13 protein-coding genes are annotated in these 13,198 nt (G+C 55.0%); 12 read left to right on the top strand and 1 reads right to left on the bottom strand.

Annotated elements, in window-relative coordinates:
* Positions 1-56: 56 nt before the first annotated feature.
* Positions 57-1,010 (top strand): ribose-phosphate diphosphokinase, encoded by a 954-nt coding sequence (locus C173_RS08210; RefSeq protein ID WP_019914487.1) that lies wholly within the window; start codon positions 57-59, stop codon positions 1,008-1,010.
* 104 nt (positions 1,011-1,114) lie between these two features.
* On the opposite strand, the gene C173_RS08205 is transcribed toward C173_RS08210, so the two are convergent.
* The gene (locus C173_RS08205) at positions 1,115-1,321 is read right to left on the bottom strand and encodes a hypothetical protein (protein WP_379254216.1); all 207 of its coding nucleotides are present in this window, start codon (positions 1,319-1,321) and stop codon (positions 1,115-1,117) included.
* Positions 1,322-1,406: 85 nt separating this feature from the next.
* Between C173_RS08205 and pth the strand changes: the two genes are divergently transcribed.
* From pth to yabQ, 11 genes are all read left to right on the top strand, one after another.
* Entirely contained in the window at positions 1,407-1,967 is a 561-nt protein-coding gene (gene pth / locus C173_RS08200) for an aminoacyl-tRNA hydrolase (RefSeq protein WP_036723962.1), read from the top strand.
* Between the two features lie 90 nt (positions 1,968-2,057).
* Positions 2,058-2,288: an anti-sigma-F factor Fin family protein gene (locus C173_RS08195; protein ID WP_036696405.1), complete on the top strand. Its 231-nt coding sequence runs from the start codon at positions 2,058-2,060 to the stop codon at positions 2,286-2,288.
* Between the two features lie 132 nt (positions 2,289-2,420).
* Positions 2,421-5,945 (top strand): transcription-repair coupling factor, encoded by a 3,525-nt coding sequence (gene mfd, locus C173_RS08190; protein ID WP_036723961.1) that lies wholly within the window; start codon positions 2,421-2,423, stop codon positions 5,943-5,945.
* Entirely contained in the window at positions 5,932-6,981 is a 1,050-nt protein-coding gene (locus C173_RS08185) for a peptidylprolyl isomerase (protein ID WP_036723960.1), read from the top strand. The genes mfd and C173_RS08185 overlap by 14 nt, the downstream gene beginning before the upstream one ends.
* 305 nt (positions 6,982-7,286) lie before the next feature.
* Positions 7,287-7,829 (top strand): stage V sporulation protein T, encoded by a 543-nt coding sequence (spoVT, locus tag C173_RS08180; protein WP_036723994.1) that lies wholly within the window; start codon positions 7,287-7,289, stop codon positions 7,827-7,829.
* 207 nt (positions 7,830-8,036) lie between these two features.
* On the top strand, positions 8,037-9,689 hold the full coding sequence (locus C173_RS08175) for a putative polysaccharide biosynthesis protein (RefSeq protein ID WP_036723959.1): 1,653 nt from the start codon (positions 8,037-8,039) through the stop codon (positions 9,687-9,689).
* 78 nt (positions 9,690-9,767) lie between these two features.
* Complete coding sequence (gene mazG / locus C173_RS08170) at positions 9,768-11,267, top strand: nucleoside triphosphate pyrophosphohydrolase (RefSeq protein ID WP_036723956.1); 1,500 nt, start codon at positions 9,768-9,770, stop codon at positions 11,265-11,267.
* 285 nt (positions 11,268-11,552) lie between these two features.
* The gene (locus tag C173_RS08165) at positions 11,553-11,825 is read left to right on the top strand and encodes an HU family DNA-binding protein (RefSeq protein ID WP_036723954.1); all 273 of its coding nucleotides are present in this window, start codon (positions 11,553-11,555) and stop codon (positions 11,823-11,825) included.
* Positions 11,825-12,103 (top strand): RNA-binding S4 domain-containing protein, encoded by a 279-nt coding sequence (locus tag C173_RS08160; protein ID WP_036723951.1) that lies wholly within the window; start codon positions 11,825-11,827, stop codon positions 12,101-12,103. The genes C173_RS08165 and C173_RS08160 overlap by 1 nt, the downstream gene beginning before the upstream one ends.
* A gap of 228 nt (positions 12,104-12,331) precedes the next feature.
* Complete coding sequence (yabP, locus tag C173_RS08155) at positions 12,332-12,616, top strand: sporulation protein YabP (protein ID WP_036723950.1); 285 nt, start codon at positions 12,332-12,334, stop codon at positions 12,614-12,616.
* A complete protein-coding gene (gene yabQ / locus C173_RS08150; RefSeq protein ID WP_036723948.1) occupies positions 12,613-13,176 on the top strand; it encodes a spore cortex biosynthesis protein YabQ in 564 nt (187 codons plus the stop codon). Before yabP ends, yabQ begins: the two co-directional genes overlap by 4 nt.
* Positions 13,177-13,198 lie beyond the last annotated feature (22 nt).

Here is a 13,198-nt window from a genome sequence, read left to right as displayed (position 1 = left end):
CACATCCGCGCCGGTGCTTTGGCCAGTTAAATTCCGTCACGGAGGGTTTATATTTTATGACTTATTGTGATTCCAAACTCAAGATTTTCACCTGCAACTCCAATCCTAAGCTGGCCAGCCAGATTGCTGATTATATCGGCATTCCGATGGGCGAGTCCCATACGACCAGCTTCAGTGACGGAGAGATTCAGGTTAAGCTGTCGGAGAGTGTCCGGGGCTGTCATGTCTATATCGTACAGTCCACCTGCGGACCGGTGAACGACAATCTGATGGAGCTTCTGGTGATGGTAGATGCGCTTAAGCGTGCCTCCGCGAAGAGCATCAATGTTGTGATTCCTTACTACGGGTATGCCCGTCAAGACCGTAAGGCCCGTTCCCGTGATCCGATTACGGCCAAGCTGGTAGCGAACCTGATTGAGAAGGCGGGTGCACATCGCGTCATTACTATGGACCTTCATGCGATGCAGATTCAAGGCTTCTTCGACATTCCTGTGGATCATCTGCTGGGTGTTCCGATTCTGGCTCAATACTTCCGTTCGAAGCAAATTCAGAACCCGGTGGTCGTCTCTCCTGACCATGGGGGCGTGGTGCGTGCCAGAAAGCTGGCTGACTTCCTTAATGCTCCGCTGGCGATTATCGACAAGCGCCGTCCTGAACCGAACGTCAGTGAGGTTATGAACATTATCGGTAATATTGAAGGCAAAACGGCGATCCTGATCGATGATATCATCGATACGGCAGGAACGATCGTTCTGGGAGCCAATGCTCTGATGGAAGGCGGCGTGAAAGAAGTCTACGCCTGCTGTACGCATCCTGTATTATCCGGTCCCGCGCATGAGCGTCTGGAAAACTCTCCGATCAAAGAAATTATCGTGACGGATACCATTCCAATTCGCAGCAGCAACCCGACCTCCAAGCTCAAGGTACTGTCCGTGGCCCCGCTTATGGGTGAAGCTATCATTCGCGTGCATGAAGAGCTGTCGATCAGTAAGCTGTTCGAAATCGAATAGGCCGCAGGCAGATCAGCAGAAAAAGGGTTACACCTTTCGTCAAGCGGAAGGTGTAACCCTTATCGGCGTGATGCAGCGGCAGGGACTAAAGGCTCGTATAAGCTTCAATATCCCGGACGGGAGATGAAGGTGAAGAGGCTGCGGTTGTACAGCGTACCCTGCAGCTCTACGAAGCCTTCGTCCACCGCTGTAATTACACCGATGTCTACGTGCGCGTTCCCCCTATAGACTTCAACAGGCACAGCATATTGAATATGGTACTGGAAATGGCGCTGCAGTGTTAAGATATCGCCCTGATGTGGCATGTTCATCACCTGTCTCCGGAGTATAAACTTATTGTACCAAAAACGGAACTCTTCTGCTGAGAGTACCGGGCGGAAAGGAAAAACCTTAAATATGAAATGGATTGTTGGACTCGGGAATCCCGGAACGCAATACGCGAAGACCAAGCATAATGTCGGCTTCATGGCCCTCGATGAGCTTGCGTCCAGACACGGAATTGCCTTTAACCAGAATAAATGCAAATCGGTAATCGGTGAAGGGATGATCGGCGGTGTGAAGACGGTGCTGATCAAGCCGATGACCTTCATGAATCTGTCCGGGGAAGCGGTACGGGCTTATATGGATTATTATAAGGTCCAGCTGGAAGATATGATTGTGGTCTATGATGACCTGGATACGGAGCTGGGTAAGATCAGGCTGCGTTATCAAGGCAGTGCCGGCGGGCACAATGGCATCAAGTCCATCATTCAGCATACGGGCACCCAGAGCTTCAACCGGGTGCGGATGGGCATATCCCGTCCGGAGCCGGGCTTTGCTATAGTTGATTACGTACTATCTACCTTCGCCAAGAAGGATGGAGCAAGGCTTGAGAGCATGATAAGTGATACTTGCGATGCTGTGGAATATAGCCTGCAGCATACCTTTGAACAGACCATGGCCAAATTCAACGGATGAAATACAAGGCATAGGGTTCAGGACCCTGCGGCTAAAGCCCTCCCGGGCGGGGCATACTGAAGGTATATACTACCTTCAGGAGGCATATAGATGGCAATACACTATGTATGCAGGCACTGCCGGACGTTCTTGGGAAGCATTGGCAGAAGCGATATTACAGAGATGCAGCTGGGGCTGCAATCCTTGACCCCTGCGGAGCGCAGAGATATCATAGCGTATGATTCAGAAGGCGAGATTACGGTGAAGGTGACCTGCGATTACTGCAAGCAGGCGCTGGATAACAACCCCGAGCTCAGCCTGCTGGCCAGTCCGCTTCAGTAAGGTGGAAGCGCCTGTCTCTATCGTCATCCGCAAGCCTTGGCCTTATCCGCTGAGGCTTGTTTTCGATTCCAATTATAATAGGTGATAGCGGCATTGCTGCTGTCAGCCTGTTTAGTAAGAGAGGTGCACCTGTTGTTACAAGGTCTTATAGAAGCTTTTTCCAAGGATACTGATTTCCAGTCTGTCACCCGTGGCATCGCAGCAGGGATGAAGGAACAGCTTATCTCCGGTCTGTCCGGCTCGGCCAGACAAATCATGCTGGCTGCCCTGCATGAGGAGACGCAGCGTCCGCTCTTGGTTGTGACCCATAATATGTTCTCAGCCCAGAAGATGGCTGATGATTTGCAGGAAGCGCTTTCCCCGGAGCAAGTGCTGCTCTACCCGGCGAATGAGCTGGTGGCGGCTGAGGCCGCTGTCTCAAGCCCGGAGACGCTGGCCCAGCGGATTGATGTGCTGACGCGCTGCGCCCAGGGCTTCCGGGGGATTGTGGTCGTTCCCTACTCCGGCGTTCGGAGGCTGCTCCCCGCTCCGCATGTAATGGCTGAAGCCCAGCTTACGGTTTCGCAGGACGGAACCTTGCCACTGGATGACTTCCTCATGTCTATGATTGAGATGGGCTATGAGCGGGTGGAGCGGGTAGAGAACCGCGGTGAGCTTAGTGTACGCGGCGGTATTATCGACTTCTATCCCATGACCTCTCCACTGGCTTACCGGGTGGAGCTGTTTGATGATGAGGTAGACTCTATCCGCACCTTCGATCCTATGGATCAGCGCTCCATCGATAAGGTCCGCAGTGTGAAGATTACACCGGCCAAGGAGATTATATTCGATCAGCTCCGCCAGGATGCGGCTTCTACCGCTGCGTCTGCAATGCTGGAGCGGCAGCTTGAGAAGATGAGTGACCGTCAGGCCAAGCTGCGTCTGCGTGAGGAGATGGGCCGGGAGCTGGAGATGCTGCGGCAGGGCACCTATTTCCCGGAAGTCTATAAATATATCAGTCTGCTCTACCCTGAACGTATTCATCTGTATGATTATATGGCTCAGGATACTTTGCTTGTCCTGGATGAGCCGGCCAGACTTCTGGAGACCGCCAAGCAGCTGGAGCGGGATGAGTCGGAATGGAATCTGCACCTGCTGCAGAACGGCAAGACGCTGCCTGAGCTGCAGCTCTCTGTCGACAGCGAGGTTATTATGTACCAGCGTCCGTTCCAGAGCCTGTTTATGTCGATATTTCTGCGTCAGGTTCCGCATATTCAGCCACAGAATATCTTGGGCTTCATCAGCCGCGGAATGCAGGACTTCCATGGCCAGATGAATGTGCTGAAGTCCGAGATGGAGCGTTGGCACAAGTCCGGCGTGAAGGTAATCATGCTGGCGAACGGCGAGGAGCGGATGGAGCGTATCCGCCGGGTACTGGATGACTATGGCATCGAGGAGCCGACGATCCTGCAGGGTAACCTGGGCTCCGGCTTCGAGCTTCCTTCGATTCATCTCGCGGTGATCACTGAAGGTGAGATGTTCTCGCAGAAGCAGCGCAAGGCGCGTAAGGTCTCGAAGGGCATTGATAATGCCGAACGGATTAAGAGCTATACCGAGCTGAAGATTGGGGATTATGTGGTTCACCAGAATCACGGGATCGGTAAATATATGGGCATCGGGACGCTTGAGGTCAGCGGCATTCACCGCGACTATATGCATATCCTCTATGCTGGAGGCGACAAGCTCTCTGTTCCGATTGAACAGATTGACCTGATTCAGAAATATGTCGGCTCGGAAGATAAGGAGCCGAAGGTCTATAAGCTGGGCGGCAATGAATGGACCCGGGTGACCAGCAAGGTACGGAGCTCGGTTCAGGATATCGCCGATGATCTGATCAAGCTGTACGCAGAGCGCCAGAGCGCTCTTGGCTATGGCTTCGAGAAGGATACGCAGGAGCAGCGCGAATTCGAAGAGATGTTCCCTTATGAGGAGACCCGTGACCAGCTGCGGGCGATCGAAGAGATCAAGAAGGATATGGAGCAGAACCGTCCGATGGACCGGCTGCTCTGCGGTGATGTAGGCTACGGCAAGACAGAGGTGGCGATCCGGGCTGCTTTTAAATCTGCTATAGAGGGCAAGCAGGTGGCTGTGCTCGTGCCGACGACGATTCTGGCGCAGCAGCACTACGAGACCTTCCGTGAGCGCTTCGCCAATTATCCGCTGAATATTCAGGTATTGAGCCGGTTCCGCAGCCGCAAGGAGCAGAATGAGACGATCAAGGGAGTACGCCAGGGGACAGTGGATGTTATTATCGGCACACACCGGCTGCTGTCACAGGATCTGGTCTTCAAGGACCTCGGCCTTCTGATTGTCGATGAAGAGCAGCGTTTCGGCGTGACCCACAAGGAGAAGCTGAAGCGGCTGAAGACCAATGTCGATGTATTGACTCTGACAGCCACACCGATTCCCCGCACGCTGCATATGTCGATGCTCGGGGTGCGTGACCTGTCAGTTATTGAGACACCACCGGAGAACCGCTTTCCCGTACAGACGTATGTGGTGGAGCATAGCCAGACGCTGACCCGGGAAGCAGTGGAGCGCGAGCTGGCCCGTGGCGGGCAGGTCTATTATCTGTACAACCGTGTACAGGGGATTCAGGAAATGGCGGCGCAGATCTCCATGCTGGTGCCGGAGGCAAGAGTGGGTATCGGGCATGGACAGATGTCGGAATCGGAGCTTGAGAAGACGATTCTCGACTTCCTGGACGGAGAGTATGATGTGCTGGTCAGCACCAGTATTATAGAGACCGGTGTCGATATTCCTAATGTAAATACACTGATTGTTCATGATGCTGACAAAATGGGTCTGTCCCAGCTCTATCAGCTGCGCGGACGCGTCGGCCGTTCCAACCGGATTGCTTACGCCTACTTCACCTACCAGCGCGATAAAGTGCTGACCGAGGTGGCTGAGAAGCGCCTGCAGTCCATCAAGGAATTCACCGAGCTCGGTTCAGGCTTCAAAATTGCTATGCGCGATCTCTCCATCCGGGGAGCAGGCAATCTGCTGGGGGCGGAGCAGCACGGCTTCATTGCCTCGGTCGGCTTCGACCTGTATTCACAGATGCTGGCGGAGGAAATCCGCAAACGCAAGGTGAGCGTGCTTGGCGAGGAGGATACTTCGCTGAAGCAGGGGAATACGGTCATTGATTTGTCGATTGACGCGTATCTTCCTTCCGAGTATATTTACGACAGTATCCAAAAAATAGAAATCTATAAGAAGGTTGCTGCTGTGGCTTCCTTCGAAGATGCCTCCGAGCTTGAGGATGAGCTGCTGGACCGGTTCGGCGAATTGCCGGAAGCCGTTATTAATCTGCTCTCTGTGGCCCGGTTGAAGGTGTATGGCAAGCTGTACGGCATGGAATCCATGGTCCGGCGCGGGGATGATGCCCTGCTTAATTTCCACGAGGGCAGCCTCGGGGCGTTTGATACGGCAAAGCTCGCCAAAGTTGGTAATAGCTTCGAAAGGCGTGTACAATTTGATAAGGATGCCAAGGCAACGATCCGGATCAAAGCGAAGGATTTAGGTGACAAGGAGCTGCTGGATGTGCTGGAGCAATTCCTGGCGGCAGCCAAACAGTCTTTAAAATCGAAGGGAGAATTACACAATGTCGTTAAATAAAAAATCCTGGAAGGTACTGGTGGTCTCGCTGACTGCAGCCCTGTCCTTCTCCATGCTTGCTGCCTGCAGCAATAAAAGTGATGATACTGCGGTGGCAACGTATAAGGGCGGCACCATTACCCAGAAGGAATTCAATCTGGATACCCGCGTAATGAAATTCCTGTCCCCCGAGCAGGCGCAGTATCTGGAGATCGATATGTTCAAGGAGTCCATCCTGAAGCAGGAGGTCGCGTTCGAATACTTGGCGGACAAGGCCACGGATGAAGCGAAGAAGGCTGCGGAGAAGGAAGTCGATACTCAGATCGGCTCTATCAAGACTGCGCTGGGCGATAAGTACAAGAGCACGCTGAAGGAACAGGATCTAAGCGAGTCGGACCTGCGTTCCTATATGCAGCGCGTACTTACCGTATATCAGGACATGCTGCTGAAATTAACGGACGAGCAGGTCAAGACCCATTATGAAGCCACCAAGGCTGATTATAGTGTGGCTACTCTGCGCCATGTCCTGGTGGGCCTGACCGATAGCGCCGGTAAAGAGCGGACGGATGCCGATGCGCTGAAGCGCGCCCAGGAAGTGAAGGCGAAGCTGGATGGCGGGGCAGACTTTGCAGCCGTTGCCAAGGAATACTCGGATGATACCGGCACGAAGGAAACCGGCGGTGAATATAAGGACAAGGCTCTGGTAGAATATGTAGCAGAGTTCAAGGCTGCGGCCCACAGTCTTCCGCTGAATACGATCAGTGAGCCGGTCAAGACTACCTACGGATATCACATTATCAAGGTGGAAGCCCGTAAGGACACTACCTTCGATACGCTGACTGCCGACCAGCTGAAGGCTGTGAAGAACTCTGCCGCTTCTGCCAGCCTGGAGACCTTCCTGGAGAAGGAACTGGACAGTCTGGAGATTAAAATCAATCTGCCGAAGAGCTCAGCTGCTGCAGGCAGCGCGGGAGCCACAGCCACACCGGCTCCGGCTGCGGGCAGTGACACGCCAGCCGCTACAGATACACCGGCTGCTACAGAAGCCGCTAAATAAATTTAGGCTGGACAAGCCGCCTGATGCGCCATGCATCCGGGCGGTTTTTTTTGCCGCAATAGAGCAAAACGGGGAAAATACTGCGGCGGTATAGAAATGACTATTTGTGATCATAACTGGAATGATGCCGGGCCGGGGCGTTCTCATTCTCCATGAACAATTATATGCGGACTGACGGATGTATAAGGAACTGGGAAGAGATGAATACTATGGTCAGATATTACGATAAATCACCGGGATTAACCATTCCCATAATGGACAGTAGTTGGACCATACATCTTAAGGAAAGCGGGGCAACATTTGAAATGAAAGCTACTGGTATTGTAAGACGTATTGATGACCTCGGACGAGTTGTTATCCCCAAAGAGATCAGACGCACCTTACGGATTCGTGAGGGCGATCCTCTGGAAATTTTTGTTGACCGCGATGGTGAGGTTATATTGAAAAAATATTCACCGATTGGTGAATTGGGCGATTTCGCCAAGGAATATGCAGAGTCGCTGTATGAAGGAACAGGGCATATTACCATGATTACGGACCGGGACACGTTCATCGCGCTCGCCGGCGGCTCCAAGAAGGATTATCTGGAGAAGCAAGTGGGTGTGCTGCTGGAAAAGGTAATGGAAAGCCGTAAAACGATGCTTGAGACCAATGCAGGCAGCTATGACATCAGCAAGGACCACACGGAGCTGTTATCCACTTATGTGGCAGCGCCTATTATCTCTGGAGGAGATCCGATCGGCTGCGTAGTGCTGCTGAATAAGGATGATTCAGTCAAGATGGCCCAGATGGAAGTGAAAATGGCGGAGACAGCCGCAGCCTTCCTGGGCAAGCAAATGGAGCAGTAATCAGCTGGTGCTGGAGAGTCCCGCTTTTCCTTTGGTTATTATGACCGTAGGGAATGGCGGGTTTTTGCTGTGAATCGGCCCGCTAAGGAATAGACGCATAGCCATTTACACTTCTACCCTTAGATAAGTTATAATATAGAAATTCATTTGCTTAGGTTAAAGCAAGCTCTATATTATGGCAGTTATGGCTGTAGAAGCAGGTAAACGATGACATCCAATTCGCAAGGCTCGAAGCTGCTGCAGGGCGCTTTTATTCTTAGCGCGGCAGCTATTTTCTCGAAACTGATCGGTACGCTCCAGAAGATACCGCTGCAGAATCTGGGCGGGGACGCCGCGTTCGGTATCTACAATACGGTCTATCCGCTGTATACCATTCTGGTTACGGTGGCGATGCTCGGGCTGCCTGCCGCCATCTCGCGGTTCGTGGCCGAGGCTTCGGCGGCACAGGACGCGCAGAAGGGGCGGCGGGTCCTGCTGCTATCCGCCGGAATTACAGCGGCCAGCGGCCTGGTGCTCGGCATTCTGGTCTACGCCGGGGCTCCGCTCATTGCGGTATGGGTCGGCAGCTCCCATATAGTCCAGGCGCTGCGCAGCAGCGCCTGGGGGCTGGCGGTGGTGCCGCTGATGGCGGCGCTGCGCGGCTACTTCCAGGGACTGCATAATATGATGCCGACCGCCGTGTCACAGGTGGTCGAGCAGTCGGTACGCGTGGCGGTCATGATCGCGCTTCTGCTGTATCTAACAGGCGCTGGCGCAGATGCGGCAGGAATCGCTGCGGGTGCGATGCTGGGTCCAGCCGGGGGCGGGATCGCCGGTCTCGGCGTGATGCTGTTGTATTGGCGCAGCCACCGCCGGGGCTTGCCCGACAGGCTGCCTCAAGCTCCGCTTCAGAACAGAACGGCATCGGCCGTACGAAGGGATAAGCAGGGCATTCCTGCCCGCGAGCTGTTAGCCTATGGCCTCCCGGTGATGCTTGGTGCGCTGGCTGTTCCGTTAATCGGACTGGTCGATGTCTTCACAGTTCCCCGTCTGCTGGCGGGGAGCGGGAGCAGCGAGACGGCGGCGATGGCCCAGTTCGGCATTTATAACCGCGGGCTGCCGCTCGTGCAGATCGTAACGATGCTGGCGACCTCGCTCTCGGTCGTCTTCATCCCGGCACTGGCCGAAGCGAAGTACCAGCGGGATGAGGCCTTGATCCGCACGCGCATCACGCTGTCGCTGCGCTGGTTCTGGCTGCTCGGGCTGGCCGCCTCCGTAGGCCTGGCCGTGCTTGCCGAGCCGGTGAACACGGCTCTGTACGGGGACGCCGCCGGCAGCGGCGCGATGACTTGGCTGGCCTTCACCGCCGCGGGCGGCACGGTCAGCATCATCTCCGCCGCGCTGCTGCAAGGCCTGGGCGCCGTGCGCGCGCCGGCGCTGACCCTGCTGGCCGCCGCTCTGCTGAAGGCGGCCCTCAACCTGCTGCTCGTCCCGCAGCAGGGCATTACCGGTGCGGCCATCGCTGGCGTGGCCGCACATCTCTTCGCAGCAGCGCTGAACGTGCTGCTGCTCTACCGGCAGGGACATTTGCGGCTGCGCGCCGCAGATGTCCTGCTGAAGCCCGCGGCGCTGCTCGCGGGCCTGGGGCTGGCCGCCGCGGCCGTGAGCCACGGCGCAGCCTGGGCGGCAGACGCCGCCGGCTTCGGCGGCGGGCGGACCGCGGCCCTGGCGCAGAGCCTGCTCGGCGTGCTCGCAGGCTGCGCCGTCTTCGCACTCGGCGCAGTGGCGCTGCGGCTGCTCAGCGAGAGCGAGCTGCGCCAGCTTCCGGGCTTCGGCCCGCGCTTAGCGGACAAGCTGAAGAAGCTGCGCCTGTTCCCATAAGGCGCAGCTCAATAGATACATAGCGCAGCCGCCTTTCGCGAACAGCAGGACGCGGCTGCCTGGAAGGAGCAGAATGGCATGAGCGCAACATTAACGATCGTCGGCCTGGGCTCCGGGAACCCGGACCGGCTGACACTGGGCATTATCAAGAAGCTGAAGGCGGCCTCGGCCGTATACGTGCGGACCGCAGAGCATCCTGTCATGGCTGCACTGGCGGAGATGGAGATCGTCTGGGAGTCCTTCGACGGGCTGTATGAGTCGCTGTCGTCCTTCCCTGAGGTCTATGAAGCCATTGCGGCAACGCTAATGGAGAAGGCTGCATCCGCTCCGCAGGGCACGGAGATCGTCTATGCCGTGCCGGGGCATCCCATGGTGGCCGAATCCGCCGTCTCCCTGCTGCGCGGGCGCTGCCCGGAGGCGGGCATTGAGCTGAATATCCTCGGCGGCGAGAGCTTCCTGGATGAAGCGTTCGTCCGTCTGGGCTTTGATCCGATTGAAGGCTTCCAGCTGCTGGACGCCTCCGGTATCCGCAGCTCCCAGCTTCACCCGGAGCTGCACACCCTGATCGGGCAGGTCTATGACAGCTTCACTGCGTCCGAGACCAAGCTCTGCCTGATGGAGCTGTACCCGCCCGAGTATGAGGTCATTGCCGCACATGCGCTTGGCGTGGAGGGCGAGGAGCAGATTCTCCGGGTGCCGCTGTACGAGCTGGACCGGCTGGACGGCTATGGTAATCTGTCGCTGGTATATGTTCCGGCGAGCCGTGCGGATGAAGCACGTAACCGCACCTTTGCCCGGCTGCATGAGATTGTCGATATTCTGCGGAGCCCCGAGGGCTGTCCCTGGGACCGTGAGCAGACGCATGAATCCTTGCGCAAAAATCTGATCGAAGAGACCTATGAGGTGCTGGAGACGATTGACGAGGATGATCCGGACCATATGAGGGAAGAGCTGGGCGACCTGCTGCTCCAGATTATGCTGCACTCCCAGATGGAAGAGGAGCTGGGAACCTTCAGTGTCTACGATGTCATTGAGGGGCTGAATGAGAAGCTGCTGTTCCGCCACCCGCATGTATTCGGCGATCAGGCGGCGGGCAATGCCGAGGAGGCGCTGCAGAACTGGGAAGGGATGAAGGCTGAGGAGAAGCGGCGCAAAGGCGTGAAGCCCGAAGCCCTGTCCGCACTCAGCGGGGTTCCGAGGGATCTGCCGGCTCTGATGAAGGCGTATAAGCTGCAGAAGAAGGCGTCCCGCGTCGGCTTCGACTGGGATAACACCAGTGATGTGCTGGCCAAGATCCGCGAGGAGGTTGACGAGCTTCAGGAAGCGATTGAGACGGGACAGTCCGCCGAGGAGCAGATGCTGGAGCTGGGCGACCTGCTGTTCGCAGCCACCAATGTGGCCCGCTTCATCGGAGCCGATCCGGAAGAAGCGCTGACCCGCACCAACCGCAAATTCGTATCCCGCTTCGAGTATATTGAGCAGCGTCTGCGGGATCAGGGGGTCCGGCTGGAGGACAGCCCGCTCGAAGAGATGGAGGCCCTCTGGCAGGAAGCCAAGACAGAAGAGCGGAAGCAATAGATTTTAGAATTATAGTCTTCGGCGTATATCCCGCGCGTTTCACGGCAATGCTGTGACTATTGGCGCGAATCTCTGATTTAAAATGCATTGAGAGGTTTATAATGTTATAGTGCTATAACCCCCATATCCTACGCACGATGTTACTTTTTCAAAAAAAACGGCGGATCGTGGCAGGAATTGAGGGCGGAATCCAGAATATCATAAAGACGAAATGACGATTTGCCGTGATTCTCCGGTAAACCTGATTTTCATTTATTTTTTGTATCCTAGGAGGAACTTCAAATTATGAACAAGACAGATCTGGTAAACAACATTTCCGAGAAAAGCGGATTGGCCAAAAAAGACGTAGAAACCGTACTTAACGGAATGCTCGGCGAAATTACAGAAGCTCTCGCAAGCGGAGATAAAGTACAGCTGATCGGCTTCGGTACTTTTGAAACGCGCAAACGTTCCGGCCGCACCGGCCGTAACCCGCAATCGGGCACACCTATCGAAATTCCTGAATCCACAGTGCCGGCCTTCAAGGCAGGTAACAAGCTCAAAGAAGCCGTTAACTAATGCGTCTGGACAAGTTCCTGAAGGTCTCCCGTCTGATCAAGCGCCGCACCGTGGCCAAGGATGTGTCCGAACAGGGCCGGGTGTTGATCAATGGACGGGAGTCCAAACCGAGCAGCACGGTGAAGATCGGTGACGAAATTACCGTGCAGTTCGGCCAAAAGCTTGTGACGGTCAAAGTGGAAAAGCTGGTGGAAACCACCCGCAAGGACGAGGCCGCCGGAATGTATACCCTGCTCCGTGAAGAGCCTGTTGCCAAAAGCACGGGACTCGACTGGTAGCAAATGATTGCAGCATAAGGTGAAGAGGTATTCCTGAAGCCGGAAGACGGCGGAGCGGGATGCCTCTTTTTTAAAAGATAAGTATTTATATGTTTTGGGGTCCCCGCAAAGTACCTGAGTCATCATCTAAGCTAAAGCCCCACTTTGTGGGGTTATTTTGTTGTTTTCACCTGTTCTATACCCTGTCCTTCCTTCATAGATTAGAACCAAGAAGGAGGGGTACATGCTATGATCGAGCCAGCCAAAGTCAACAAACAGCATGATCTGCACATGCGCAGCCGCAAGCAGATTGAGCTTACCGGTGTGCAGAATGTGGAGAGCTTTGACAGTGAAGAGTTTCTGCTGAGTACAGAACTTGGTGAGCTGACCATTCGGGGGACTCATTTACATATCAAGAATTTAAGTCTGGAGAATGGAATGCTGTCCCTTGAAGGCAATGTTCATTCCCTGATTTATCTGGACCCCGGGGCGCAAGGCAAAAATAAAGGGATTCTCCGCAAGCTGTTTAAATGAATCCCTCCGTTCAATGGATCACCCTGCTCTATATGATTCTGTCCGGCATTGCCATGGGACTGGCCTATGACAGCTACCGGGTGCTGTCGCAGAAGCTGAGATTTCCCAATTGGCTGAATGCGCTGCTGGATTTGCTGTATTGGATAGGGGCGGCCCTGCTGGTCTTTCGCATGCTTTATGCCGGAAACCAGGGACAATTGAGGTTTTATGTCGTTCTTGGCCTCTTTCTAGGTGTATGGATCTATTTTTTGATCTTCAGTATTACGGTGCAGCGTTTTGTGGTAAGGTTAATTCAGTCAGTTCAGTATGTATGCAGGATGCTGTGGCGGTTCATTGCCATAGTCATCGGAGGCCCGATTCTCTGGCTGTGGCGCCTGGTTAAGGGAACAGTACTGCTGCTCGGCCGGGTCCTTCTTTATATTTTTAAGCTGCTGCTGCGTCTAACCAAGCCAATCTGGGTACTTCCTGTAAGGTGGGTCTCTCCGTATGCATCCCGGTTCGTTCATAGCGCCCGGATCGTGAGGATCACCGAGTGGATATCAGGGTGGCGGAAGCGCTGACCTTGAACCCTGGAACTGGAGG

This window comes from Paenibacillus sp. FSL R7-277, from assembly GCF_000517965.1.
GTDB lineage: Bacteria > Bacillota > Bacilli > Paenibacillales > Paenibacillaceae > Paenibacillus_AQ > Paenibacillus_AQ silagei.
This window is presented reverse-complemented; position numbering and strand designations above follow the sequence as displayed.

Bases quoted from the DNA above. Each gene is read 5' to 3' on its own strand.
- C173_RS08210 (WP_019914487.1), top strand. From the start codon at position 57: ATGACTTATTGTGATTCCAAACTCAAGATTTTCACCTGCAACTCCAAT.
- C173_RS08160 (WP_036723951.1), top strand. From the start codon at position 11,825: ATGCGTCTGGACAAGTTCCTGAAGGTCTCCCGTCTGATCAAGCGCCGC.
- yabP (WP_036723950.1), top strand. From the start codon at position 12,332: ATGATCGAGCCAGCCAAAGTCAACAAACAGCATGATCTGCACATGCGC.
- yabQ (WP_036723948.1), top strand. From the start codon at position 12,613: ATGAATCCCTCCGTTCAATGGATCACCCTGCTCTATATGATTCTGTCC.
- C173_RS08195 (WP_036696405.1), top strand. From the start codon at position 2,058: ATGGCAATACACTATGTATGCAGGCACTGCCGGACGTTCTTGGGAAGC.
- mazG (WP_036723956.1), top strand. From the start codon at position 9,768: ATGAGCGCAACATTAACGATCGTCGGCCTGGGCTCCGGGAACCCGGAC.
- C173_RS08205 (WP_379254216.1), bottom strand. From the start codon at position 1,321: ATGAACATGCCACATCAGGGCGATATCTTAACACTGCAGCGCCATTTC.
- C173_RS08175 (WP_036723959.1), top strand. From the start codon at position 8,037: ATGACATCCAATTCGCAAGGCTCGAAGCTGCTGCAGGGCGCTTTTATT.
- C173_RS08185 (WP_036723960.1), top strand. From the start codon at position 5,932: ATGTCGTTAAATAAAAAATCCTGGAAGGTACTGGTGGTCTCGCTGACT.
- C173_RS08165 (WP_036723954.1), top strand. From the start codon at position 11,553: ATGAACAAGACAGATCTGGTAAACAACATTTCCGAGAAAAGCGGATTG.
- spoVT (WP_036723994.1), top strand. From the start codon at position 7,287: ATGAAAGCTACTGGTATTGTAAGACGTATTGATGACCTCGGACGAGTT.
- pth (WP_036723962.1), top strand. From the start codon at position 1,407: ATGAAATGGATTGTTGGACTCGGGAATCCCGGAACGCAATACGCGAAG.